The following is a 25,512-nucleotide window of genomic DNA, read 5'->3' as shown; positions in this document are numbered from 1 at the left end:
TCCCCTCAGTCCGTTAAGCTCAAAGCGACCAAACGTTCGAAAAACGCCTGCGAAAACGCCACGTCAGCTCCCATCGCAACACCCTGTGTCTCTGCTCTCTCTTCAAAACTTATCGATAGATTCGGCGTCGCTGTGGCCGAATTGTCATCGGAGCCCGCTGTTTCGGTAAGTGGGTCGGCTTCCGTGTCACCTTCATCGCCACTGGACGCCGTAGCGCCTGCCGTCGTCGTGGTATCTTGCGCGTCAGTGGCCCTAGCGGTGTTGCCGGGTGGCGTCACCTTAGCCAGATCATTGGGGAGGTCATCGGTTAAACGCCGCGCAAAACGGCGCAGCCGGGTTTCATTCAATGCATAGAAATAACAGGTGGTGTCTTCGTTGCCTTGGCGACGAATAATGCGGCCCAGCACCTGACGAAAGAATTGCTCTGTGCGGATGTGGCTGAGGTAACAACAGACCCTTAGACGCGGTAGGTTGACGCCTTCCGAGACCATGCCGACGGAAACAATCCATGGGGTTATCGCATCCCGAAACGCTTCCAGTTTGGCATGCGCATTTGGCTCTTGGCTGGTCACTAAACAAACGCTTTGGCCGGCAGCTTCAAGTTGTTGGGCAATGTCTTCCGCATGGGCAATGCTGGACGCAACGACCAATCCACCTGCGCTTGGGTCGTCCTGACGAAGGGTGTTTAAACGTCCCATGCCCAAAGCCAACATATGGCCTTGAGGCGCTTGTTCACGCACGACCTGTGCATACTGTACGGCGGGATGCCGAAGTAGCTGCACAATACTGGTGTACTGACGTGCTTCCATACGACCTGATATGGGGTGTTTGTGCGTCAACCCGATCTCGCGATTGTCCACAAGGGCGATATGGGGGTAGCGACATACACCATCCAGAATGGCCTGCTTGAGCGTATACACATAGTCAGGCATTAGCTGTTGCTTGGAGGGGCCAGTCGAGGTATCAGCTGCGTCATTCTCGTCATCCGTATCGTCTCCCGCTTGCTCCGGGGCGTCGACATAGCGCAACAGCGGTAGACAACTGCCATCCGAACGCCAGGGCGTCCCTGACAGCGCTAGCGTATAGCGGACATGACGCTCCACTGCCATTAACGTCATTCCCCACTGATTGGGCGTGCTGACTAAGCCGCCCGGCGCGGCGGCATGATGGCTTTCGTCCCAGATAAGCAAAATACGCCACTGCCGGCAGAGACGAATCAAGGCGGCCAGGCGGTTGGGCAAACCATGGTAAGTCAGTGCCATACCAATGGCGCCCAGTTGGCCATCCATGGCGCTATCGAGCACATGGCTGAGGGAATCACGGGCATCTGAAACCACGGCACGCGTTGGCCCCACATAGATGACATAGTCAATGTCGCCCTGCGTGATGAGCGCCTTAGCGAGCTCGGCGGCGAGCCGCATTTTGCCCGCCCCCGGCGTGGCTTGGCACAGAAAGTGTGGGGTCTGTGGGGAAAGCCGTTCCAGCGCATGCGCCAGGCATTCGGCTTGCCAGCGACGCAATGGCTTATGCTGAGGGGTAGCGTTAACAACGGTTTGAGGAGGAGTCGCAGGGCTCATGCGCAATCCTCCTGGGCTGTCAGCTGATGGCGAAGCGTGAGATTGGCGTCCCACTGGCCTTTCAGCGTGCCACTGCGTTTTATCGCCTTGTCCAGTAACGGCGAAATACGCGATTTCTCCTGCGGGTAGCGCGTAAGGACCTGCTGGTAATATTCCGCTTCACTGATCGCGGCCTGCATTTGTGTGCTTAGTTGATGGCGGTCGCGCTCAAGAAAGGCGAGTAAATCGTCGGTGTCGTCAGTCGTTGATGTCGGTGTTAAGTGAGTTGTGTCGACCGGTGATGTGGCCTCGGCGCTGACTTCGTCACAGGACGCATCGCTGTCATCGAGGATCAGGCGGTAAATCGGGCGGTTCTGGCCTTCGATGTCCACGCGCTCTGCAAGCCCCATCTCTTCAAGTTTATTGAGCCGGTCACGGACGTGATAGCGCAATTGCGTCTTATTGTGGTCTGCCAGTTCCGGTTGAGCGAGGAGGGCATTACGCACCTTGGCGATCGTGAAGCGCGTGTCCGTGTGCGCGAAGTGCAGCAGCTGATTATCCAGTGCTTCGGCGATGATGCGTCCTTTGGAGGTCGTGCAACGTTTTTTACGAGAGGGGAGTAGAGAAGAGGCAGGCTGGCTCATTCGGTCACCTCCTGTAAGGAGGATGTTTCTGTGTAATGAGCAAGGCGGAGGAGGGTGGTCGCCTTTTGCATATGGGCATTGTAACGGCGATAGCGCACGCGGGTGCTGCTATTCGACGTTAAGGCGGCGATGGCCATGGCACGGTGAGCGGCGGCGCGCGCACGGTGACTACGGTGAGGAGAGAGGGTGGACTTTACCATATAGCGTTTGCTCCTAGAGTTTTAGGAGCCGTCCCCGCTGTCGCCAAACAGCACTGGGGGCGGCCGTACGCAGGTTGGCGAACCGGCACTCTAGGACACCGGCAGACCCGAAGGTCTCCCACGCACGACCGCCATAAACATGGCAGGCAAAAAAACAGCGCCAGCCATGGCAGGGGCGCTTGTGCGCCTAGAGTTGTATGGGTCGCCAAACCCGATCGAGCTTTTGACTCGATTACTGGAAAGATATCAGGGGATGTGGGCCGTGTAAAGTACTAGGCGAGGTCGGACTGGAAACCAGGGTTCGGTTACAACACCCGTTACTATCCTGTGATTTCACATGTGAAGTTTCTGCTATCAAAGTCGGATACAACGATATGTTCGACATAAGCGGCATCACATCACGGTTTAGTGTTGTTCAGTATCAAGCCAGAACATTTTTCATCCGCCATACTCTTAATCACACGGAATATAACAACATTCACGCAAGGAACAATTCGTTTAGAGGAGGGCAGTGGCGAGGATAAGAACCGGTATAGTTGGGTAAATGGCGTTGCTGCATGCAGGCTTAAACTTCCCTCAACACTGATAAGGATGTGACATGACATCTTACGAAGATACAACGCAGCTCAATGCCTTGCTGGCTCAGTGTACGGAATCCCCCTCAATCCGTGGCGAAGTGGTGTTCTGGGCAGAAGGTGACGAAAACCGCTTGGATCACGCCAGCTTTTTCTTACAGAACGATGGTCAAACTCAGTTAAAAGCGAGCGGTCTACGTGATTCGCTGATGGCATGGCTGGATAACCTGATGATTCAGCGTACTGAGCAGGGCCAACCCTTAGCCCGTGATGGCTTGCTCCGCTTGGGAGACGGTGCCTCTCGAATAGAATGGTTGCCCAAAGGCGCTGGCAGTGATGCAGCGGACGTTCGACGTGATGACACTGACTTGCTTCCTTGGTTACAGGCAACTTTATCGCGTCTTGAGCAACAGGCCATCGCGGAGAAAAAGCAAAAGGCACTAGCCAAGCACGGGGATGAAGCCCACTGGAAGCGCATGATATGGCGCAGTCCTGAAAAAAATCACCTGATTAAAGTCGCACTGGCGGAAGAAGGCCAGCGCCTGGGATTTCAGGTGTTGCCGAACCCAGTTACAAAACGTGGAGAGTGGTTATACGATGCCGTATGGCGGCGCGTTGATGCTAATCGAAATGTGATCGGTATACCGCTAGCAGTCGAGATAGAAGTCTCCGACAGCAGATTGGGTGGCATTCGTTACGACTTCAATAAATTGCTGCAAGCCCAAGCCGACCATAAGTTGATGGTGTTTCAAGTCAAAACACCGACCGACGTAGAGGAAGTATTCTCTCGGTTGATGACGAGCATCGATGCGTTCCCGCATTCACACCCTTGCCGTTATTTATTGGCGGGGTGGTGTACAACGCAACATGCTTTTCACTTCAATACGTATGATGCCGGGTAGTGTCCGATACGCTGCCGTATCACAACGCTCATAACTTCATTCAGCAAAGGATTGCCATCATGGTGATAACAGTCCCCGAGAAACTCCGCTCAACACTAGCCGAGGTAGCGCCCACGCATGTGGCGGTGGCTTATTTGGGCAGTGGATGGCAAGAGTACCTGACAAACCTAGACGCACTTGAAGCGATCGTCGTCTCGCCCACGATTGGCTCCTACCCTGGTGCCTTGACGGAGCTGCTTGATGAAGCCAATCAGCATGATTTCCGTGTCTACTTCCGTAATACGCTGCACGCCAAGCTATTTGTTGGCGATGATGCTTGCCTGATCGGGAGCGCCAACCTTAGTCAGAATGGTTTTGACGGTGGGCTGAACGAAGCCGCCGTGTACTTGACGGATTCAAAGAGTGTTGATCAAGCTCACGACGTATTTGAAACCCTCAAGCAAGGCGCTGTTCACGACACGGATAAGCAACGCTCGATGATTCGTGAATTGTGGCCCAAGTGGAACTTAGCCCGTCGTAATAACGTGCTTCCCAATGAAGGCGGTGAACGTCCGCAGGGTACCATCCTGGATTGGAAACCTGGCTATGAGTGTGTTTGGTTGGCTTGGGTTGACAAGGATGAAAAGCCTATTTTGAACGAATCGAATGTGCGTGAGGCAGTTCCTGAGATAGGTGTTCATCAGCCCGAACAATATTTCGATGGCTACACCAACCTGGTTGAAGGAGATGATGTGCGTGTGGGGGACTGGTTGATTATCTGGGTCGCCAAAGGGGATAGCACGCCCAATCTAGGAATGTCTCCTTACTGGATGCGTGTCGATCAGCTGATATCAGGTGGGGTCGTCGAAGATGGTGAAGAGGACTACACCCTGCTTGCGGTTATGTTGCCAAGCCATTCGGATGTTACGCCGCCTTTTGATATTGACGGTGATCCCGTCGTTAAGCATCTGATCAAACAGCTTCTTGCCAGTGGCGATTATCCCAAGCTGATGTGGTCTGTAGACAATGCCCCTTGGTGTTTTACAGAAGCCTGGGAAGACAATCAGCGGTTCTTAGTTGAACTGCAGCAAGCGTACAGTAAGGAGGTCAGTTAATGGTAAACGCGCTAGGCACCTGGGTATCTGGCGGGTTTACACTGCTTACTGATTCAGTATGGCAAGGTCCTTTTGCCTGAGAGCCACCCGATGCGTCAAGGACAGCCAGACATGAAGGTCTTTCACGGTGTCCGTTCTCTCAGTTTCAAGCGCAACTGAACTGGGTGAGGAAGACATTGCCCTTAACGTGGCGACAAGTCGGGTTGGACACCCGTATCGACCTGGGATCCAGGTCGATACGGGCTGTACAGTTAAGAATTACTTGGCGCCAGCACATGGCTATGAATCAGCCCTAGCGTATGCGCATAGTGCCTGAGTAACGTGCTCGGTTCTCGATGTCCGATCCACTGGGCGACATGTAACAGTAACGTACCTCTCTCAAGCGTGTCGTACCTCTCAGCGCCACAAAAGTATTTCAGCATATCTCGCAAAGACATTGGCTGAAACATCCAATGATGTCGGTGCTGAAGCGAATTTTTGAAATCCTCGTGCTGAGCTGCATGCAGTCTGAGCAGCGTCCAGGATACAGCGGCATGGCGGAGACCATGAAAATCGATATCCTGGCCAAGCACGAAACGCATCCATTGGATGACCGGTGTGATCAGCGCCTCTCGGGTGTAAGCCTGTGGATTATGACGTGGGCCAAATAGCGCAATGTCCTCAAGCGGCACAGCGGAACATTCATCGCGACGCGTCATGATCCAGCGATGCATGTGCCCTATCACGGACGGCGGCGCCATGATGTGCAAGCCGACTCGGCGTCTTGCCGCCGGGGTTTTACCGCCCTGAATTTCGACCCAGCATGTTCCCTGCGGCGAAGTGCTCACAGGATCCATTACCACGTCATTCAGCGTCAGTGATAACACTTCAGACGCGCGAAGGCCGCCGTAAAAACCCAGTGCCAGCGTTAGCCCCATCATCTGCCGAGGATCACCGTCCGGTACTCCCTGTGTCAGGTTACTCCAGACAGTCTGCAGATGGTCGGGTGTCAAAATACGCGTTCTTAAGGTGCTCGGCGATAATGCAGACGTGGTGCTGCGAGGAAGAGAAACGCCCTCTAAGAGGCCGTAGCTTTGGCAAAAAGTCATTAGCTGACGGAAGCTACTGATAAAACGCTGGCGTGTTGAATCAGCCCAACGTGTCCCTGATTCCGCCGCCATTTGCAGCTCCAGCACGACCTCGTCATCCCAGTCGCTCATATCGAGCACAGCGTCATGCATGAGCAATGTTAGCGGCGTTAGTCGCGAGAGTAGGGTGCGTGTTGAACTGAGCTCATTACCCTTCGTGCGCATTTGGTAATACAGGAAATGCAACACCCAGAATGGGTAGTGGTTTTGGTGGCCGATAAACCGGTTGAGTCGCTGTTCGTAGGCAAGCAGCTTTTCCTGCATGCTGTCCTCCAACTGGTCGCTATTCAGGCGCTTTTTGGGGAGATGGCCCACTTCGGACAAAAATTGTTGCAGTATATTTTTTGTTTGTCGGTGCCAATCGGGTGGAAGGTGTTCAGTTGGTATCTCTGAGACGCCAACGGGTTGGGTTTGTTGCCCAAGTTCAGGGGTCCTTATTTCATCTAGTGGTGCACGTGTTGCGCGAATAGGCCCTCTGTCAGGCAGTCTCCCATGGCTGTCACCCGGCGCGTATGAGTGGGATAGCTCGTGCGACGCTAACAGCGGGACATGTGTACATGTGGGCAACGGATAATGCCGCAAAAGGGTGGCCCACAGCGGAGGTATATCTCGCATCACAGGCACGTACCGAGAGGCACTGACGATGGCCTGCCAGCTATGCAAGGCGCTCCATTGATCGCTGTCTGGTAAGAATTTTAACTCGCTCGCACATCGTTTCGTGACCGCTTTCAGGCGTTGACGTAATTTTAGCCGCCGCTGTTTATAAGGGAGGCTGCTAGGGTGTTTGTTGGTGGCAAATAACCATGAATCCTCTTCATCATGCTTGGTTTTTTGCAATACAGCGCGTAGAGGAATCCATACATCTCGCGGCAAGCTGACGTGGTAATGCCCACCTGTGTCTAAACTTTCATTAGGGCTAGAGGGAACCATCAGCGTTTTATGGTGAATATGCTGACGCGTTAACGATGCCAGCGTGCCTAATAATACGGCCTCACTCATGCCTAAACGCGCCATCAGGTTTTGGCTCAGTACCAGTAACCACGCGTCTGCGGTAGTCGTTTTGCGACACCACGTTAATAATTTTTTATCTAAAACCAGCATTTGTTCCGTTGCGGAAAAGCTCTGGGCCGAGGGGGGGAGAGCGGTCGGGCGATGTACGGGAATCGGTTCGGGAATCAGCACGCCCTCAATACCCGCGACCTGGTTCAAATGCTCCATCACGCGGTTAACCCGCTGGTGAGCTAGGTGCATGGAAATAGGACGGTCGTGGGCACGGCGCCAGAAAAATAGGCCTCTTATCAGTGCACTGACTTCATCGCGGTGAATAGACAAGGTACGAAAGTTCTCATGACCCAATGCCGCTTCCAATATCCAGCGTGTGTCAGGCTCTCTTCTCGGCTCCATTAACACATGCCGTTCCGATTTCCAGTGACCTAGCAGGCTCTCAGCATTCAAATGTTCCATGGTAAACGCTCCCAATGGATGGGCTGATATCCCGATTGTTTTAGCCAACGCGCTAACTCAGTGCGCAATAATGTCTGTTGGCCCAGAGCGGTTGCCCCTTGCGGTGACACCAGATTTCGGCCATGTCTCGCATGGCCTAAGAGCGCATCCAACTGTGCATCTGGTAGGTGTAAGCGCAACCAGCTGGTTAACGAATGCCGGGTGACGTTATTGGGCTGCGTTGACAGCCCAGGCAACGACAGTGACGTCATGTCAGACCACGTCATGTCGCGCAAAAGAAAGCGTTTTCCTTTGTGAGTCGTGGTTAACCATGCGGGCGTATCACGAACGCCGCTGCGTTGATCACTCAGGACAAAATCTTGCTGCGATAGCACTGAGATAAGCGATTGCGTCCAGCGTTGAAGCGCGGTAATACCATTTCGAGTATCGGCGGCCACGGGGATGACGCGCGATTCGGTGCCCTGCGAGGAATTTTTGTCCTGTACCCACTGGAGGTATTTTCCAATACGGTTTTGACTGCGTTTTCCGAGGGGACGTGCGCCGCTGGATAACTGCCACCCCAGGAGCTCATAAGCGGCAACGTATTGATAGAGGGTTGCGAGCGACTCACGCGGAAACGGTTTTCCTGAATACCATTCGCTACAGGGAGCTGATGCCGCTCGAATGTTGCCCAACAAGCTTTGAAAAATTTCTTGAAAAAATTGTGCGTTGCACGCCACAGCAGATCCCATATGAGAAGGCGAATTTTGGAAATTCGATGTTGCTGACGGCGAGTATGTATCAGTGGCGACACCTAGGTGAGCCAATGTCGAATTAAATGTTTTTTGGATTTCTGCTCGCGAAATCCTGCGATAGGCAGCAGGTGCGGACAGAGATAGCTCAAATTGGCCTGAAAACATACCTGCTGAGGTGTCATCGCGTGCATTGGGTCTGCGCCATAGCCAACTGGCGCTGGTAATTCGATTGATGGTCGGTGTGATACCCGGTTGGCCACGAAAATAACGTTTTAACTGCCGGTTTACCGACGCATAAATGCCGCGAAAGGGCTGCTGGGTTTTTGCGTCTGTCGCATGAGTTAATAGTGGCTGCGCTAACGCGGTTGGTAACACCAAGGCGAGCCATTGATTTTGTGGTGACCGGGGATCTGGGTTCGCGCCATTCAGCAGTCGGTAACAGAGTTGGGCCTCATCCCCATCCGAAATTAAATGTGGCGTTTCAGATTGAGCCGGATTGGATATGTCGTTCATGTGGGATCGAACGGTTAGGCTCATGAGTCGCCGCGGTGGGAGGCCCGTTGCCAATAGTAATCTCATAAATACCTGGCTAATGGCATCCATAGGGATGCTGAGAATTTCGTCAATTCGGGAGGGGGGGGAGCCTGGATAAATCACTCACAGTGGCCAGTGATGAGGTCGGTGCCGCACTGGTCCAACGTTGCGCGAATCGGCGGTCATCATGGCGAGTTAACGTCGAGGCCGTTGAGCGTTGAAGCGTTGTTGCCTCAGTTTCTTCTTCGCTCGTTGAGCGTTGTGGGGTTTTAGGCGTTTTATGCTGCAGACCCATAGCCCGTAACTCAGGATCCGTCAGCTGATGGGGAGACAATAGCTGGGCATCGTGTTTAGCTGTGCTCACGCGTCGCCTTTTCGGGCTGGGAACGGTGACGCAACGCTTTAGGTGCTCTGCGTGCCAAGCGTCTATCGATTTCTTTTCGGTGCTGCCTGTGCCTTTGCCCCCGCCGCCATTACCCGTGTCCCGGATTATTCCGCCGGGTGATAATGCGTGTGTGGCAAGTGCAACAAACACATTATAGTGTTGCTCGTTTCTAGATCGTGGAGACTGTAAATATTTACTCCTAATCGCATCTAGAAAATACGATGAATGAGTTTCATATGGCGATTTCTCGTGCCAGCCGGCGTCAATAATAATTCGTAATATGTGCCGGACAGACAGCAGGTGCCGGTAAAAATTGCCGCGCGAAACGGATTTGGATTCTTCAATCTCGGAAAACCAATCACTTAGAAGTACGCGCGCCGCATGCGAAACAGGGCAGTTCAATGACCCTAATAGACGCGGCGTTGTGAGCGCGAAAAAAACCGGATAGTGCGAACCGAGTTTGGCTTCTTTTGCCGTGCTGAGAGCGCTGGTAAGCAATTTTGCCTCCACGTGGCTATCAGGGTCGCAATCATGATCGTAGAACGTCGCGGCAAGCCTAAATCCATCCAGCGTTAACGGCGGTTGTGCATAGCGAACGAGCTGAGTAATGTATTGCTGTTGAGCGCTCGACAAATTCAGCGGTTTTACCGCGCTGTCCCAGCGCTGTTTTATCTCATCTGGAAAGGGTCGCTTCTGATTCATTGTTCGTTCTCCTCTGAGTTTTCGCGAGCCTTTAGCTGAGCCACAATTTTATTGACATATTCTGGACTAAAGCGCACATAACGACGGCCATGCTGTTGTTCTGCCGGTTTTTTTTCTGTATCACCGCAATGAGGAGTCGCATCGGAATTCAAATGGGCCGCAACCCCACTCTCGTCAGGTTGCATTGTCTGCTCGGCGGGGGCTGGCTCTGAGTCTTGTAGATCATCCTGAGGCGCTTCTGACTGAGATCGGAGCAGCGCTAGCTGGCCGTCTATCGACCGGCTGGACAGTTGTAGTGGACTCATTAATTGTTTGTAGTGACGGCTTTCTAGCGTAACCCCATCGAAAAACGACTCCTCAACACAGGAACGCAGAAATGGGTCATCCCACAGCTGTCGCATGTTGGCGCGCCACAACAGCTCCCCATTCATGTGTTTTGTTTGATAATACATTCGCTGTAGGGGGCCAAAAATAAACCTCAACAACGCTGCCGGAACCGTTTCAGTTTCAATGACCCATGTAACAACTGATGACGGAACGAGTGGACGACCCGAACCGTTTTTCAGTTGAGCGATTAGAGATTCTGAATTTAAGACGTCCTCGTCGCCCTCCTGAATCAACAAAACCGGGGGGTGCATCAATTGAACCGGGCCGTTGTTTTCAACTCGATGCTCCAGACGATCGCCTAATAGCTCATAAACGGAACGCTCAGTGACACTGACCGGGATGAAAACTGGATGTCTGGTTAGCAGTGGGATTTTTAGTTGGCACATTTCGACCTCAGGTGAAGAGTTAAATATTCCTTTCACCTAGTAATAAGGGGCAGGGTTTTGATATTTGCCCTGACATGGCAAAAAAATTCTGAGCAAAACGAAAAGCATGTGCCTGTCTGCGTCTATGTTCCTGATCATCGGGAGCAGTCATCATGGCGTACCGAGGTTGCCCCATGAAGGTCTAGCCTGACCACCTGCCAGAACTGCGTGAGATTGCCACCGACAAACCGCTGGTACACTCCCGGAACTGCGCGATGACTTTACGCCAGGATCGGGATATCGCTGTACATCGGCACCCTTCGTAAAGCCCTCAGGAGACGGGCATTACGCGCCCAAAAGGCGCTCGCCATGAACCAACCGAGCACGGCGAATCAACGCCTGAGGAAGAGCCGCCTGCCTGCTACGGCTATGAAGAACGCCACTGACAACAGGCGCCAGAGCAGCGCTAAACCAGTTGTCTTATTGATGCAGAATGAGAACGGTTGGCCAATATCTTTGGGAATGATGGTAATCGTGGCACACCCCTGCGTTACCCCCGACGCTTGCTGGCACGACGCGCGCTGCTATGTGGTTCGCAGTGGTTGCTCGTGACGGATGCGACGTCGGAGCCATAGTCTTTAGAGTTTGGAATGTAGCCAGGTGAAGCGATATAGCCGGTGGGGATGTTTGACCAGCTACTCGGGATGCCAGGGTTTCATCGTGAATCCCCGTCTATGATAAGTAGCATCTCGTTGGCCAATGGGTGCGTAGCGGTAGCGCCCGACGCGACAGCTCGCACAAGGCTTTGCCTGATTTGAAAAGTGGGTCACATGCCGGCAGTTGGAGCAGTAGGCAACTTGCCTGAAGCCAGCGTCAAACGCTAACTGTAGCTTCTCGATGCAGGCCTCATTTCGACTTTCTCGATCAAGCGCAAGGCTCGCTTCTGCTGATTGCGGGCCAATTGCATTGGCAAGCGCATGGGTTTCATTGTCGTTGGCTTGTGCTTTTCTGGTGTCCACCACTAGGCTTGCTGCCCGCATCTTGTGTCCATGAAGCCTAGCGCGCGAAACCCGTGCGGCCATCTTCTGATTGATGACGGCGCCAGCGGATTCCGGTGACTCATATCTCGGTTGATAATGCCCTGCGTTGCCCAGCCGATCGAGCAGGTTGGCTGGGTGGTGAGAGAGGTAATCCAGATAGTCCTTGATGACCGATCTCGCTGAATGAATGCCGGGGAGTTCTTCTGGTTCCAGGTAGAGCAGCCGCGGGGTGCCTTTGTGTCGCTTTTTTTCGCTTGAAAGGGTTTCAAGATAGTCCAGCCCTGCGTGCTTCAGTGTCGAGAGTCTCTCCATCCAGACCAGTGCGCCGTACCTCGCCATGACGGCCGTATAGGCGTCGTCTAAGGTAAACGTGGACTGGGTTGGGTGAGTGACAAATCGGGCAATGAGGTAGCCCTGCCAAACGCGCTTGTCGGCGTTAAATATCCATGAGCCAGCAAGGTCCACGCCGATAACACCCGCCACGCTGCCGACGCTTTCTTCGAGGCTTTTATTGTCGGGTGAGGTAGGCGTTTTCTGCTGCACGAAATGAAGCCACTGATTGAGCTGCTCCACGTTGGGGTGTGAGCGGACCGCCTCAGTGTGCTCCCGGATCAGTTCGCCACTGGAAGCTGCCTCGAGGTGTTCGAGATCGCGAGCGTGCTGTTGCCTGACGGCGAGCTTGTTGTGTAGCCATTCCTTACGCCCGGTCACCTTTTCGCGAAGCTGTGACTCTGCCCATTGAAACTTGCGGTCGTGATCGAAGAGTGTGCATAGGTACCAGTGGCGGGAGGCCTTGGCTAGAACCTGGTCTCGGAAGCGGTCAGGGTCGAAGATAATGTCATCCGATAGTTTACTCAGGTCGATTTCAACCAGGTTCGTGATCGCCTCTGACTTGGCTTCTTCTACTGCATGGGTGACAAAGATCTCGATGTAGATGGAAGTGCCATCAGGCAGGGTGGCCGAGACATCCGGTACCCAGCGATCAAGGCGCGTCTCCTGTCGAATATTGGCAAGGCGTGTCCATTTCGCTGAGAACTTGGCTGTTTGCTTAATTTCCTCTCCTGCTACCTCTTCGCGGAAGGTGTGCGTGTACGTCGGGAGCAATAAGCGGGCCTCGTTCTCAATGATCTGCTTGGCCATGCGATGAACCGCGGTCTCGAAACCACCCGAACAGGCTTTGCCGGCCACATGGACGAAATGCAGGTTGTTGAGCTTGGACCGACGGACCGTGAGGGGTACATGACACCCAGGGCAGATGCAGCCTGCCTCAAGCTTTTGCTGGTGGAGCTCTTCGCTGGGTGGTACCAGACAACCATCTTTTTCAGCATAAGGAACGGCGTAGGGGTTACGCATAGGCTGCATAGGGCAATCTTCGGTTGTAATTCGCCGAGTGGTGACACCTTTCAAACATTAAGCAGAACTTTCGAGGCGGCTGGCGACGCCACCTGATAGAGGACTACCCTTTGATAATGATGCCTTTGGAGCATTTGGGATGCAATTAGGTGTGTAGCATGGTCTCTTCGCAACTGCCTGGTGAGATACCTGAGTCATTGAGGCCACCAACCTTCTTCTGAATTTTAGCCATGTCGGTGGAGCCTTTTCTTGCACCCACACCGGCGCCAGTCGAACTTGCTGACGTTGGTGGCCAGGAAGAAGGCATGCAGAAGCCTACTTACACGATGCGTCATGATGATGTTCTTTGAGTGCCATCACAGTACAACTCACATCAGAACATCGCTTTTCTGTTGTTGTTAACGTGTTGTTTTTAATAAGCGATTAGCGATAAGCGGCACTTATGACGACGTATGACGTCGCGCCGCCCCATTTGGTGCATCAGTCGAACGACGGTGCAGCGAGCCCACCGGCGTGCCTTCTTCGGAGCCTTTGACGTCAGACGTGACGGATAACGTAGAGACACCGACGTTATCTTCCCAGACGCGCTGAATTTCGGCCCGCTGCTAGCGTTCACGTAGGTTACGGGGTAGGGCCCGATGCTGATAGTACGTCGACGGGGCAATCGGCAGAACACGGCAGATCGGCTCGACCCCGTACAACGATCGGTAATCATCGATAAAGTTAATCATTACTTGTCGCGGCGCAGGAGGATCTGCCCATCGCAAAGCGGACAGGACACTGATCGAGGAAAAGGGCTGAGGCGCCCAAGGGCATGCGCAACTAGGGAATTGGACTTCGCAGATCAGTGGGGAGCTTGGTTTTGGGCGCTGGGTTCAGCCACTTTTCTCTGATGGAGCCGTCATCAGTACGCACCGGCGTCGCTGTCGCAGCTGTGCTCGGACGTTACACCGTTACTTCTTGTGCTTGATATCCCGATAGAAGTTTTCGTGTGTGGCCAGGGCCATCAATTCAAGGACAAGAGCGCCATCATCAAAACTGTAACCCAGCAAAGTCAGTTGCTTGTTCATTTTGAATTTATGGACTCGCAGAAAGGCCAGATCCCCTTTCTTCTGCTCACCAATATTGGGGTTGGCCATTAGATCCTTGATGGCCAAATCAAGGTCTTTTTTCTGATTGGGCTTGAGCTTCTTCACCGCTTTTTTGAAGGTAGGGGTCTGGAATACGCTGGTGGCTTTAACCAAAGTCGTAGGCCTCTAGCTTTCCGGCGTCCCGCTCTGCCTGCGCGATGATAGCTTGCCTTACAAACTCATACGATAGGTCCGGGTTGTCTTCCATCATCTCGCCGATTTTTGCCCAATGCTCTATTTGCTTGGGCGGGGTCCGATTAAGCGCTTTGGCCATAATAGTGGCTTTTTCAATTAGTTTTTGATCTAAGCGAATGCTGTTCGTAGCCATTTTACCTCCGACGTTGAGTTTTTAACTGTAGCAATTGGCCACAATTGATGCAAATTGCAACATGACGATGTTGTCGGGTTGCTGTTCCGCTATCGCGAAAAAGCAACCGCAACGCGGAGCGTTAGCGACTCAGCGGGCAGCTTTTGCATCGCCCAGCGGTAAAGGCAAATGAATCCTATTACTAATAGGTGGATTCTGAGGTGTCACTGCTCTAGACAAATTGTAATACAGCAGTACAATCAGTGTTGAAAGGCAATTGTACAACAATTTTTCTTAGCTTCAGCTCAACCTCGATAGGTAATAGAATGACAACTCCGGCTTTGTGGAGTGCTCAAGCGCACATGCCCTCTGTGATCGGCCGACAGATCCAGGTGGTCTCCGCGAAAGGCTCCTATCTCACTACGGATACGGGCGCCAAACTTTTCGATGGCACCGCTTCACTGTGGTATGCAAATATCGGCCACGGGCGCGAGGAGATGGCGAAAGTCGCCTACGAACAGATGAAGACGCTCGAGTCCTACCATGTGTTCGGCCGCTACACGAATGATCGGGCCTTAGCGCTTGCGGAAACGCTCGTTAGTATGGCCCCCATCGACGATGCCAAAGTGATATTGAACAGCGGCGGTTCTGATTCCATTGACGTGGCGCTGAAGTTGGTGCGCCGCTACTGGAACCAGATGGGCCACACATCGAAGAGGGTAGTCATCAGTCGGGAACACTCCTACCATGGGCTCCACGCTTATGGCACCAGTGTCGCTGGCCTCGACTTCAACCGTGAAGGTTACGGCACGGATTCTCTGGTCGATGGCACCGAGCGGATCGACAAGCATTCTACAGTGGCCTTCGCCGAAGCCATCGACCGCATCGGTGCGGAAAACATCGCCGCCTATATCGCCGAACCCGTGATGGGAACCGGTGGGGTTCACCCTCCGCACGAGGGCTACTTCGCGGAAATTCAGCGGCTGTGCCATGAGAATGACATCCTGTTCATAGCCGATGAGGTGATTACCGGCTTCGGGCGGACCGGCGCCATGTTTGCCTCGACCCGCTATGCACTACAGCCGGATATCATCACTTTTGCTAAAGGCGTTACCTCCGGCTATGCCGCTCTGGGTGGGATATTCGTTGCCCCCCGCGTGTGGCAGCCTTTCTTTGAACTGGGGGCCGCCTCACCAGTATACCGCCACGGCACTACTTATTCAGGCCACCCCGTTACCGCCGCCTTAGCGATGAAAAACCTAGAAATCATCGAACGCGAGGGTTTGGTGGAACGCTCGGCAGCGCTTGAGCGAGTGCTGGCCGGTGAGCTCTCGGCGATCGAATCGCATGAGCTCGTAGCAACCACGCGGGTCGGTGGCTTCCTTGGCGCAATTGAGCTGCATGATGAGGTTCAGGCGGAATGGGTTACAGACCAGATTCTCGACCTCGGCTTCATCACTCGTCCCTTGCGGGGCAACTCTGTGCAGATCAGCCCGCCCTTCATCACGACAGATCAGGAAGTGCGCGACCTCGTTAACGGAGTTCGACACGTCCTCGACGACATACGGTCAGGCAAGGCCCAGGCCTCGGCATAAGTTAAAAACTGAGAGAGAAATACCATGCAGCTACCAATCCCATCACCGGAGCGCCTAGCCGCTTCAGATGAAGCCCTAAAGAGCTTGCCCGGCTATAGCAACCATGCGCCCAGCGACAAGGAATTTGCCGTCCTCGATCCATCCACGGAGGAGCGCATCGCTACCCTGCCCAGCATGACGCCTCAGGAAGCCTTGGCCGAGGTAGCGATAGCCGATAAGGCTGGCCGCACTTGGGCGAAGACGACGCCGCGGCTGCGTTCCGACACTCTGCACAACGTCTATTCGGTACTCATCGCCAATCAGCAGCGCCTGGCCTATGTCATCAGTCGCGAGATGGGCAAACCACTGGCAGAGGCCCAAGGAGAGGTGCAATATGCCGCCGATTACGTACGGTGGTATGCTGAAGAGCTGCTGCGCCCGGCCGGCGGGTATCGTGAAAATCCGGCGGGAGGCTCGACGATACTGACACGACGCGCTCCCGTGGGCCTGGCACTGCTCATCGCGCCATGGAATTTCCCCATGGCGATGATCACGCGAAAGATCGCTCCGGCAATTGCCACCGGTTGCGCATCAGTGATCAAGCCGGCGGCCCTGACACCATTGACCACCTTACTGACGGTCGAGCTGATGGCAGAAGCCGGCGTACCGCGTGAGCTGATGCGCGTGGTCACCACAGCGGACCCTGCCGCTTTCAGCGAAGCGGTACTCTCGGACCCTCGGGTCCGGAAGGTTTCGTTCACCGGCTCCACCAGTGTGGGCAGCACGCTTATGGGGCTTGCGGCTAAAAACATCGTCAAGAGCTCGATGGAACTAGGGGGCAACGCGCCGCTCATCGTCTTCGACGACGCTGACCTTGACCGCGCCGTGGAGGGGGCGATGCTGGCGAAACTTCGCAATGGGGGCCAATCCTGCGTGGCGGCAAACCGCTTCTATGTGCAAGACGGTATTGCCGACGCTTTCGTCGAGGCCTTCAGCAAGCGGATGTCTGAGGTCATGGTCGGCAACGCAATCGCCGATGGCGTTGGCCTGGGGCCGGTGATCAACCGTAGTGCCGTCAACAACTTTCAGGATCTTGTCAGTGATGCCATTGCGCACGGTGCCGAGCTGCGCACCGGAGGACAAGCCCCGGAAGGAAACGGCTACTTCTTTGACCCGACCGTGCTCGATAACGTGCCGGCAGAGGCTAAAATCGCGAACACTGAGATCTTCGGCCCCATCGCGGCCATTTCCCGCTTCTCGACCCAGGCGGAGGTGGTATCGCGAGCGAACGATACGCCGTTCGGGCTGGCCAGCTACGTTTTCACAGAAAACCTCGACCGTGCACTCAATGTCGCCGACGAGCTGGAAACTGGACTGGTTGGCATCAACAATGGGGTTCCCTCCAACCCGGCTGCACCGTTTGGTGGCATGAAACACTCCGGGCTTGGCCGCGAGGGCAGCCACGAAGGGCTAGAGGAGTACCAAGAGATTCGTTACTACAATATCGCGCGTCGCCCCACCGTGTGAGTGTCTCCCGTGAACAAGGCCTCGACTGCCATCGGGGCCTTGTCGTCTAGAGCGCCCCTACACAATAGGCTTTTCAAGGGTGCAAGGTGATGCTCAGGCCCGGTATCATCATATTTCATTCACCCAGGAAGCAGGAGAAGGGAGGCCGCGCCACTACCGCTTAAAGGGATTGGCCCCCCAACCTGGTTCCCCAAATCAAGGTATCTCCCACCCGCCATGAGTACACCTAAGCTTCGCACTATCTCAGTCGTGGATGCGGTTGCCGAACAACTCAGCGAGGCGATTTTCGATGGTACCTTTCGTCCTGGTGGCGTGTTGGTGGAATCGCAACTCGCGGACCGTTACCAAGTACCTCGACAAACGATCCGCTCTGCAGTCATGGTGCTGATACATGATGGCATTCTTCGGCGTGAGCCCAACAAGAGCGTATACGTTCCGCAGTTTTCGGAAGATGACCTTCGCGATCTTTTTGCCGTACGCCGGCTACTCGAGATTGAAACTGCTCGCATTCTCGCATCACGCAAGACGATTCCCAAAAGCGCCGATAGCGCTGTACGTTTCATGGAAGTGCTATGTGATGAAAACGACTGGGACGAAGTCTTGAAGCTCGACTTTCAGTTCCATCAAGCGCTTATTGAAGCCACCGGTAGTCCACGGCTGCAGCGGTTCTATCGCAGCATCTCGGCCGAAAAACGTCTGGCACTCTCCTATTATCGCTCGGGAAACTCTTCACCCAAGGTAATCGCTCAGGAGCACCGAGACCTGTTGGATGCCCTTCGCACTGGAGACCCTGACACGGCCGCAGAAGCTAGCCGCATTCATGTAGAAGAGTCAGAAGCGTTTATCAACCGGGCGATACAAGCGCGAAGTGAGCCTCACGTCCGTTAATCAAAGTGCCCAAATCACTAAAAAGGAAGCGGGAAATGAGAGTCGCGGTCATCGGACTAGGGGCCATCGGCGCACAGGTACTGTGGCAGTTAAGCCGCGTCAACGAAGTCGAAGTGGATGGCTTCGATAAGGAGTACCCCGGCCACCCCTCAGCGGGTGTTGGCGGGGAGAGCCGGCTCTTCTGGAACCTGGAGATGGCCGAGCCTGCCTACGTCCCTCTGATAGAGCGTGCCGCGGTGGCGTGGCGTGAGCTGGAAGCCTCTAGCGGCCAGTCGCTGCGCGATCCTACTGGCGTGCTGATATACGGTGGAGAGCAAGACGTCCAGATGCAGTGCGCGCTTAACTCCGCCAAAGCGCTAGAAGTACCCGTAGACCCCCTGGAAGCATCCGCACTGCGCAGGCGCTTTCCCCACTTTGCTTTCGATGATCATGCCTTCGGTCTCTGGGACAGAGATGGAGCAGTGATTAGGCCAGAGCGTACAGTGGAAGTCACCGTTGAACTGGCCCGTCGAAACGGCGCAATCGTTCATGAATTTAACCCTGTAACAGCGCTAGATGTTACAGGCTCTATGCTCAGCGTACTCTCACTTTCTGGTAAGCAGAAATTCGATCGGGTGGTGATGTGTTGTGGCGGTTGGACATCGAAACTGGTGCCCCATATCCAGGACGAGGTAGTGACAAGACGCTTGACCTCATTGTGGTTCAATGCACGCCAGGACGACTTCATTGACCTGCCACCATTCCTGAGGACGGCTCCTCAATACTGCTATGGTATTCCCAGCCATGATCGGCGCTCAATCAAGCTTGGGCTTGGGTTCAATGATCATTACGCCACTGGCGATGCCGACACGCTACCTCGACAGCTCGAAGGGGCTGAGCTCGAGGCGGAGCTGAACAAGTTCGAGTGGATTCGCGAGGGTATGCTGCCGTGGCTCAGCCGCCGACCCTACCGTGTCGAAACGTATGTCGAAAGCTATACGCGCTCAATGCTTGAGTACATCCGCCCGCATATTGAGAATCCGAATGTCATTATCGTGACAGGATTTTCGGGGCATGGCTTCCGTGTCTCTCCCGCCATTGGCGAGATCGTTTGCCAACTGGTAGTAGATGGAAAAACCAGCTTGGATATCGGCTTCATGGAAAGGGCAAACCCGGTCTTCTCCATTCTTGACCCTAAACACGGCACCACAACTCATAACTCAGTCATGGCCAGCGGTCCTTCGCGAGCTTGAGTCTATCCATTTCCTCTACCTGCCCGAGTCGAGCATGTGTCGGTCGCGAACCTAGCTGTGTATGCATGTAGTGGCCACGACCACTTGAAACCGGCCCAGTTAGGCAGACGTACCCTCGCCGCTAGGTGGTGGCAGAACGCAGGAAGGATACCGCCGACGACTAACCGCGTTCACTAGGAACACGTCATCCCAACAAATTGGGCAAGAAGAGAGATATCTGTGGCACATAAGCTACCAGGAACAGGATAGCAATTAGAGCCGCCACGAACGGCAGCGCCGCTATGCTCACTTTTTCTATCGACAAGCCGCTAATGGCACTGGCCACATTGAGGTTGTCACCCACAGGTGGAGTGGCAAACCCAATCATTGACGCCATGATCATTACAATGCCGAAATGAACCGGGTCCATTCCCATCTGCATGACCACCGGAACGAGAATGGGAGCTAGAAGAATAATACCCGCCACTGTCTCCATGAACATTCCAACGAAGAGCAACAGCAGAACGATCACTGCGAGAACGATCCAGAACGGTACAGGTAGCGCACCGAGAAAGTTGGCAATAAGTGTGGGGATGCGTTCAAGCGTCAAGATTCTGGCATAGGTAGATGCAGTAGCGATGATCACCAGAATCATTCCAGAAATGAGGAATGTGGTTTTCAGCATTAAAGGTATCTGTGACAGCTGAACCTCACGATACAGTGTCGCAAGAACCAGACTGTAGGCCACGGCGATTCCCGATGCCTCAGTCGGAGTGAATACACCGCCATAGATGCCGCCCAACACCACCACAGGCATCATAAGCGTCCACTTAGCTCGCCATATGGCCTTGCGACGTTCACCCCAGTTCGCTTTGGTTGACTTGATTCCGTAGCCCTTCTTCTTACAGATGTAACGACTGACGATGTAGAGGGTCAGTACGATTACAATACCGGGAATGAGACCGGCAAGAAAAAGGTCACCAATAGAAGTGTTCGTGGTTATTCCGTATATGATGAGCGGAATGCTGGGTGGGATCACAATGCCCACACCCCCACCGGTCGCCAGTATGCCAGCACTAAAGCCTCGACCGTAACCTTCCCGGATCATAGCGGGAATCATGATGCCACCTATAGCGGCAACTGTTGCCGGACCAGAGCCACTCAACATGGCAAAAACGGTCGTTCCCAGCAGGGTAACGGCCGGCAACCCGCCGGTGATATGGCCAACAAATGCTTTGGCAGCATCAATCAGCCTTTTGGAGAGCCCTCCATACTCCATGATGACGCCTGAAAATACGAAGAGTGGTACCGCAAGCAACGAGTATGAGTCTACTGCTCCAAACATCGTTTGCGTAAGATAGTTGACAGGAACGACTTCAGTAATGATAACCGAGAGCATAGAGGAGATGCCAAGAGCAAAAGCAACTGGCATGCCCAAGATGAGAAGCACGATAAAGCTTATTGCTAGAATACTGATGCCCATGTCTTAATCACCTTCGGGCTGTGATGGAGGTATAGGAGCCAGGGGGTTCCGAATGATATCGATGAGTGAACGAATCGTGTGTTGCAACACCCGAAACGACATCAGGGATAGGCCAAGGGGGAGTCCTACATACACGAGGTACATGGGAATCTGTGAACCTGGGGACAGCTGCCCAGTAATCATTTGTCTCCTGACCATCTCAATCGACAGAGTAAACATGTAGATGAGAAAGGCTAGCCAGGTAATGAATATAAAAAGGCGAATAATCCGTTGCACAAATGGCATTTTTTTGCCAATGAGGTCGACTACAACACCAAATCTTACATGTCGCTGGTATTTGATGGCATAACTTCCACTCAAATAAACGAACCAGACGAGAGCATATCGTGCAATTTCTTCCGACCATGTGGATGGACTGTTGAAGAAATAGCGCATCACGACCTGAAAGATCACCAAGGATGCAAACACGACTAGAGCCGTTGTGGCCAAGTAGGTTTCTATGTGATCGTCGAAATGTGAATATATCCACTTCAGCATGGGGCATCATCCATTCTGCGACAAAGACAACGAGCCCCTACCCAAGCCTGTTGACTAAGATAGGGGCACTTTCAGCCTAAATTACCGAATGGCTTCAAGGAAGGTGGTATTGCCTGCCGCTTCCAAAATCGCCTTGAGCTTGTCTGTATCCACTTCAGAAGCGTTTTCTGCATAGAACGGAACGGCAGAGTCAATCCATGCTTGGCGCTCTTCTTCCGTCAGGTCGGTGACAGTGCCGCCTGCGGCCTCAATCTCGGCACGAATCTCATCACTCACGTTTTCCTTAAGCGAGCGAATCTCGTCGATCGCTGCATCGGCTGCAGACTGAATAATTTCCTGATCTTCGTCGGAAAGGCTCTCATAGAAGTCCTTGTTGATGAGCAGGACTTCAGGATCATAAATATGCCGGGTTTCGGTCAGGTAGTTCGCAGGCTCGGTCAAGCGAGCAGAGTAGAGAAGTTCGTAGGGGTTCTCCACACCATCCACGACTCCCTGTTGCAAAGATGTGAATACCTCGGGAAAGGAGAGGGGAGTGGGAGCCGCGCCGATGCTCTCCCAGTATGCAATGTGCATTGGCACCTGCATGGTACGCAGTTTGACGCCTTCCATATCCTCGGGGACTCGAACCGTGCCATCTGTCATGGCCAGATTACGGAAACCATTCTCTCCCCAGCCGAGCGCGACCAAGCCGCTGTCGGCCAGACCTGCCAACATTTCGTCGCCGAGTTCGCTGTCAAGTACTTCGTGGGCTGTATCGGCATCTTCGAAGATGAATGGAAAGTCGAAGACCTCGAGTGACTTGTCGAAGTTGGCAAGCACACCAACCGAAGGCGCAGTCATCTCAATATCGCCGAACTGGGTAGCTTCGACCATCTCCCGCTCACCACCGAGCTGACTGTCGGGGTACACCTCGACAGTAATTCGTCCGTCGGTACGCTCGGCCACCTGCTCAGCGAACAGTTCGTAACCCTGGTTTTGTGTGTCACCGGCTGAGATCACATTCCCGAATTTGATGGTGTGGCTGTCACTGGCGACGACACCTGACCAGGCAGTGAGGCCGAAGGCAGCCATGGTTCCAGCGGTGATGAGATTTGTAGTGCGGATCATATCAGCACTCCTGTTGTTGGAAAATTTTTGGGAGCAACAGATTCGTGGGCTGGTGTGTTGGTGCCATTGTCACCGATCATGCCCACCCACGTTGTATTACAGTAACACAATCTTCGTCTACCGCAACTCATGTGATGACTCCTCACGAAGGCTGGCTTTGATGCCCTCAGTGCCGCACGCTCGCCGCGTGTAGGGATCAAACCCATGTTCTTTTTAGGCGTGTCAGGTCATAGCCTGTACCAAAGGATTAAGCGCTACGACAAGCCTACTGAGCAACGGCAAGAAGACGATGATCTCCAAGCGGAAAACCGTCGTTTGAAGGCTGAACTAAAACGCGTATCAGAAGAGCGAGATTTATTAAAAAAGGCCACCGCGTACTTCGCCAGGGACTCCGACTGAGGTACGTGTTTATTCAGGATCATGCGAGCCAATATCCGGTGCGGCGCTTGTGCTACATGATTGCCGTGCATCCCAGTGGTTACTACGCTTGGTGTCGAAATACCCTGTCAGATCGAGACCGGGAAGATCAGCGCCTGCTGGGATTGATCAAGCATGCTTGGCTTGAAAGCGGCGGTGTCTACGGCTATCGCAAGGTCTATCAGGATTTGCGTGAGGCTTGCGAGGCCTGTGGTAAGCACCGAGTGGCCCGTCTGATGCACAGAGAGGGACTACGCTCTCAGACGGGTTACCGAAGGCGTCCTGGCTGCTATAGCGACGGCAAACCGGCCGTCGTATCCACCAACCATCTAGGTTTTGTACGAAAAGTAGATTCTGCTAATTTTGTCCATGCTGCAGCAGCATAGGTGAAGTATGGCAGGACGCTACGAGCTATCCGAGCACAGCTGGTCGCTGATCAAGGACATCGTCTCGCCACCCCAGACGATAGGTCGGCCAAGGCGGGATGATCGCCAGGTCTTGAACGGCATCTTCTGGGTCCTGCTCTCAGGGGCCAAATGGCGCGACTTGCCGGAGCGCTATGGCCCCTGGACAACGGTGTATGACCGATTCCGGCAGTGGCGTGATGATGGCACCTTCGACGCCGTACTGGCACGCCTCCAACTGAAATTGCGCGAGGATGGATTGATGGATCTGGATACCTGGATGATCGACTCCACGGCCGTTCGTGCCACTCGGGCCGCCTCGGGAGGCGGCAAAAATGGGAACCGGACGAACCGGTAGACCATGCGTTGGGGCGTAGCCGGGGTGGCTTGACCACCAAGATCCATCTGGTCTGCGATCGGCATGGATGGCCGCTGACCTTCACGCTCTCGCCGGGCCAGGACGCCGACACTCGTCATTTCATGCCCACGATGGAAACTATCCATCTGCCAGGAAAGACAGGGCGGCGCGTGGATGCTAATCGAAATGTGATTAGTATACCGTTAGCAGTCGAAATAGAAGTCTCCGACAGCAGGGTGGGTGGCATACGTTAGGATTTCAATAAACTAATACAAGCCCAAGCTGACCATAAGCTGATGGTGTTTCAAGTCAAAACATCGACTGACGTAGAGGATGTATTCTCTCAGTTGGTAACGAGCATCGACGCGTTCCCGCATTCTCACCCTTGCCGTTACTTATTGGCTGAGTGGAGCACCACGCAAAATGCCTTTCACTTCAAAACGTATGCTGCAAGATAGTGCTGAGAGGTCTTTAATACGCCCATCGTAGCCTTTGGTTGCTCTGACGTTCGTTTGTGCCACTACCCACTTGGCTAACTCAAACATCTCTTGCCTATGTGTTCCGTCATAACACCCTTGCCAAATTGAATACACCTCCTAGGAAGAAGAAGAAAGACACTGCAACGAAGGTGTAGCATGCGCCCTGATACCAGGTTTTTCCGTATTTTTCCAGCTCGTTCACGAACGGGCTCACCGCCTCTACCCAATTACTTGCTTTAACCGCAGCTTTAAGAATCTGTCTTTTACGATACATGATCTTGGAGTACAGTTTCCATTGAAACCAGCTTGAAATGAGGACACAGATTACACCTAGTCCAAAAAATGTCATCGGTATCTGCGAAGCGTTAATTAACTGGGGTAGATCACCGGCCTGTACCGCTTCTCTCGCTAGGAGAAGCGAGGCCGCCATTAAAGTAGCATTCAATGTCAGAACTAACTTAATTGGAAACTGTAGCGCTGTTGCTGTCTGAGCCGCATAGAACTCGTGTTGACGCATGTACATTTCAACTGCAACTCGCTTATGGTTTTCGCACATAGCCCGTCCCTCATAGTTTCAGTAGTCGCTGGCCCAAGGCTGGCTTACGCACCGGTTTGGGAGAGCGGAGCAGCGGAATATTTGTCGCTGAGTTACTCGTTGCTACTGATCAAGACTTATCCTAAGTGTAGCGGGTAAGCGCTTGCTTGAAGGTAGCTATAAGAAAAATCATACATTTTTACTGTAGTAACCACCGCCAGTATTACGGAGTCGCTAACCACACCCTAGGCATGTATGTAGATCCTTGACAAAACGATGGCCCCTAGACAGGAGATTAAGGCCCATGCGGTAAACACGTAGAGTTTTGGTCAAGGCTGGTTTACCGTCATAGATAAAGCGGCTATTTTGGTCTACCGACTGAGTATGCCTACCCTAAACCCGCCTCATTCATCAGGAAGCCGAATGGGGGTGTTGAACCGCGGGATTGCCGGTACCGGCCTACTTCAACGTCATCAAGCCACTTGATAGCCGG

The 25,512-nt window shown here is 53.7% G+C and carries 20 protein-coding genes, 2 pseudogenes and 1 other annotated feature; of the genes and pseudogenes, 8 read left to right on the top strand and 14 right to left on the bottom strand.

The window, feature by feature from the left end; all coding sequences use genetic code 11:
• Window positions 1–5: 5 nt before the first annotated feature.
• From BLR97_RS17365 to BLR97_RS17355, 3 genes are read right to left on the bottom strand one after another with little or no spacing between them, the layout of a single operon-like run.
• Window positions 6–1,577: a DEAD/DEAH box helicase gene (locus tag BLR97_RS17365; protein ID WP_089707844.1), complete on the bottom strand. Its 1,572-nt coding sequence runs from the start codon at window positions 1,575–1,577 to the stop codon at window positions 6–8.
• Window positions 1,574–2,200 carry a hypothetical protein gene (locus BLR97_RS17360; protein WP_089707842.1) on the bottom strand — a complete coding sequence of 209 codons (627 nt, stop codon included), beginning with the start codon at window positions 2,198–2,200 and terminating at the stop codon, window positions 1,574–1,576. Before BLR97_RS17360 ends, BLR97_RS17365 begins: the two co-directional genes overlap by 4 nt.
• Window positions 2,197–2,400, bottom strand: coding sequence for a hypothetical protein (locus tag BLR97_RS17355; RefSeq protein ID WP_089707840.1), 204 nt, complete (start codon window positions 2,398–2,400; stop codon window positions 2,197–2,199). The genes BLR97_RS17360 and BLR97_RS17355 overlap by 4 nt, the downstream gene beginning before the upstream one ends.
• A gap of 598 nt (window positions 2,401–2,998) precedes the next feature.
• On the opposite strand from BLR97_RS17355, the gene BLR97_RS17350 reads away from it, so the two are divergent.
• Together BLR97_RS17350 and BLR97_RS17345 are read left to right on the top strand one after the other, a co-directional pair.
• Window positions 2,999–3,877, top strand: coding sequence for a hypothetical protein (locus tag BLR97_RS17350; RefSeq protein WP_089707838.1), 879 nt, complete (start codon window positions 2,999–3,001; stop codon window positions 3,875–3,877).
• Complete coding sequence (locus BLR97_RS17345; RefSeq protein WP_139172980.1) at window positions 3,877–4,971, top strand: phospholipase D family protein; 1,095 nt, start codon at window positions 3,877–3,879, stop codon at window positions 4,969–4,971. Before BLR97_RS17350 ends, BLR97_RS17345 begins: the two co-directional genes overlap by 1 nt.
• A 251-nt stretch (window positions 4,972–5,222) precedes the next feature.
• Here the strand turns inward: BLR97_RS17345 and BLR97_RS17340 are convergent, their stop codons facing one another.
• From BLR97_RS17340 to BLR97_RS17300, 7 genes are all read right to left on the bottom strand, one after another.
• Entirely contained in the window at window positions 5,223–7,562 is a 2,340-nt protein-coding gene (locus BLR97_RS17340) for a site-specific integrase (protein ID WP_089707835.1), read from the bottom strand.
• Window positions 7,550–8,809 (bottom strand): hypothetical protein, encoded by a 1,260-nt coding sequence (locus tag BLR97_RS17335; protein WP_089707833.1) that lies wholly within the window; start codon window positions 8,807–8,809, stop codon window positions 7,550–7,552. The genes BLR97_RS17340 and BLR97_RS17335 overlap by 13 nt, the downstream gene beginning before the upstream one ends.
• 109 nt (window positions 8,810–8,918) lie before the next feature.
• Window positions 8,919–9,917, bottom strand: a complete 999-nt coding sequence (locus tag BLR97_RS17330; RefSeq protein ID WP_089707831.1) for a hypothetical protein — start codon at window positions 9,915–9,917, stop codon at window positions 8,919–8,921.
• Window positions 9,914–10,690 carry a hypothetical protein gene (locus BLR97_RS17325; RefSeq protein WP_089707829.1) on the bottom strand — a complete coding sequence of 259 codons (777 nt, stop codon included), beginning with the start codon at window positions 10,688–10,690 and terminating at the stop codon, window positions 9,914–9,916. Before BLR97_RS17325 ends, BLR97_RS17330 begins: the two co-directional genes overlap by 4 nt.
• 674 nt (window positions 10,691–11,364) lie before the next feature.
• Window positions 11,365–13,071, bottom strand: a complete 1,707-nt coding sequence (locus tag BLR97_RS17315) for a competence protein CoiA family protein (protein ID WP_139172978.1) — start codon at window positions 13,069–13,071, stop codon at window positions 11,365–11,367.
• Window positions 13,072–13,718: 647 nt separating this feature from the next.
• Window positions 13,719–13,837 (bottom strand) — a sequence feature (AL1L pseudoknot).
• Between the two features lie 178 nt (window positions 13,838–14,015).
• A complete protein-coding gene (locus BLR97_RS17305; protein WP_089707821.1) occupies window positions 14,016–14,306 on the bottom strand; it encodes a type II toxin-antitoxin system RelE/ParE family toxin in 291 nt (96 codons plus the stop codon).
• Complete coding sequence (locus tag BLR97_RS17300; protein ID WP_089707820.1) at window positions 14,299–14,520, bottom strand: TA system antitoxin ParD family protein; 222 nt, start codon at window positions 14,518–14,520, stop codon at window positions 14,299–14,301. The genes BLR97_RS17305 and BLR97_RS17300 overlap by 8 nt, the downstream gene beginning before the upstream one ends.
• Before the next feature lie 341 nt (window positions 14,521–14,861).
• Between BLR97_RS17300 and BLR97_RS17295 the strand changes: the two genes are divergently transcribed.
• From BLR97_RS17295 to BLR97_RS17280, 4 genes are all read left to right on the top strand, one after another.
• Entirely contained in the window at window positions 14,862–16,094 is a 1,233-nt protein-coding gene (locus BLR97_RS17295; protein WP_211605182.1) for an aminotransferase family protein, read from the top strand.
• A 24-nt stretch (window positions 16,095–16,118) separates the two neighbouring features.
• On the top strand, window positions 16,119–17,600 hold the full coding sequence (locus BLR97_RS17290; protein WP_089707816.1) for an NAD-dependent succinate-semialdehyde dehydrogenase: 1,482 nt from the start codon (window positions 16,119–16,121) through the stop codon (window positions 17,598–17,600).
• A 216-nt stretch (window positions 17,601–17,816) separates the two neighbouring features.
• On the top strand, window positions 17,817–18,488 hold the full coding sequence (locus BLR97_RS17285) for a GntR family transcriptional regulator (RefSeq protein ID WP_089707815.1): 672 nt from the start codon (window positions 17,817–17,819) through the stop codon (window positions 18,486–18,488).
• A 35-nt stretch (window positions 18,489–18,523) separates the two neighbouring features.
• A complete protein-coding gene (locus tag BLR97_RS17280) occupies window positions 18,524–19,720 on the top strand; it encodes an FAD-dependent oxidoreductase (RefSeq protein ID WP_089707813.1) in 1,197 nt (398 codons plus the stop codon).
• 184 nt (window positions 19,721–19,904) lie between these two features.
• Here the strand turns inward: BLR97_RS17280 and BLR97_RS17275 are convergent, their stop codons facing one another.
• The 3 genes from BLR97_RS17275 to BLR97_RS17265 form a co-directional block, all read right to left on the bottom strand.
• Window positions 19,905–21,182, bottom strand: coding sequence for a TRAP transporter large permease (locus tag BLR97_RS17275; RefSeq protein WP_089707811.1), 1,278 nt, complete (start codon window positions 21,180–21,182; stop codon window positions 19,905–19,907).
• 3 nt (window positions 21,183–21,185) lie between these two features.
• Window positions 21,186–21,719, bottom strand: a complete 534-nt coding sequence (locus BLR97_RS20210) for a TRAP transporter small permease (RefSeq protein WP_089707809.1) — start codon at window positions 21,717–21,719, stop codon at window positions 21,186–21,188.
• An 81-nt stretch (window positions 21,720–21,800) separates the two neighbouring features.
• Window positions 21,801–22,826 (bottom strand): TRAP transporter substrate-binding protein, encoded by a 1,026-nt coding sequence (locus BLR97_RS17265; protein ID WP_089707808.1) that lies wholly within the window; start codon window positions 22,824–22,826, stop codon window positions 21,801–21,803.
• Window positions 22,827–23,039: 213 nt separating this feature from the next.
• Here BLR97_RS17265 and BLR97_RS20030 point away from each other — a divergent pair.
• Window positions 23,040–23,605: pseudogene (locus BLR97_RS20030) on the top strand (IS3 family transposase); the annotation flags it as partial.
• Between the two features lie 31 nt (window positions 23,606–23,636).
• Window positions 23,637–24,172 (top strand): annotated as a pseudogene (locus BLR97_RS17250) (IS5 family transposase); the annotation flags it as partial.
• Window positions 24,173–24,569: 397 nt separating this feature from the next.
• Here BLR97_RS17250 and BLR97_RS17245 read toward each other — a convergent pair.
• Window positions 24,570–25,001 (bottom strand): hypothetical protein, encoded by a 432-nt coding sequence (locus BLR97_RS17245; RefSeq protein ID WP_139172976.1) that lies wholly within the window; start codon window positions 24,999–25,001, stop codon window positions 24,570–24,572.
• Window positions 25,002–25,512 lie beyond the last annotated feature (511 nt).

The organism is Vreelandella arcis, from assembly GCF_900103865.1.
GTDB classification, from domain to species: domain Bacteria; phylum Pseudomonadota; class Gammaproteobacteria; order Pseudomonadales; family Halomonadaceae; genus Vreelandella; species Vreelandella arcis.
Note: the sequence above shows the minus strand (reverse complement) of the source record. Positions and strands in the feature narration are given on the sequence as shown.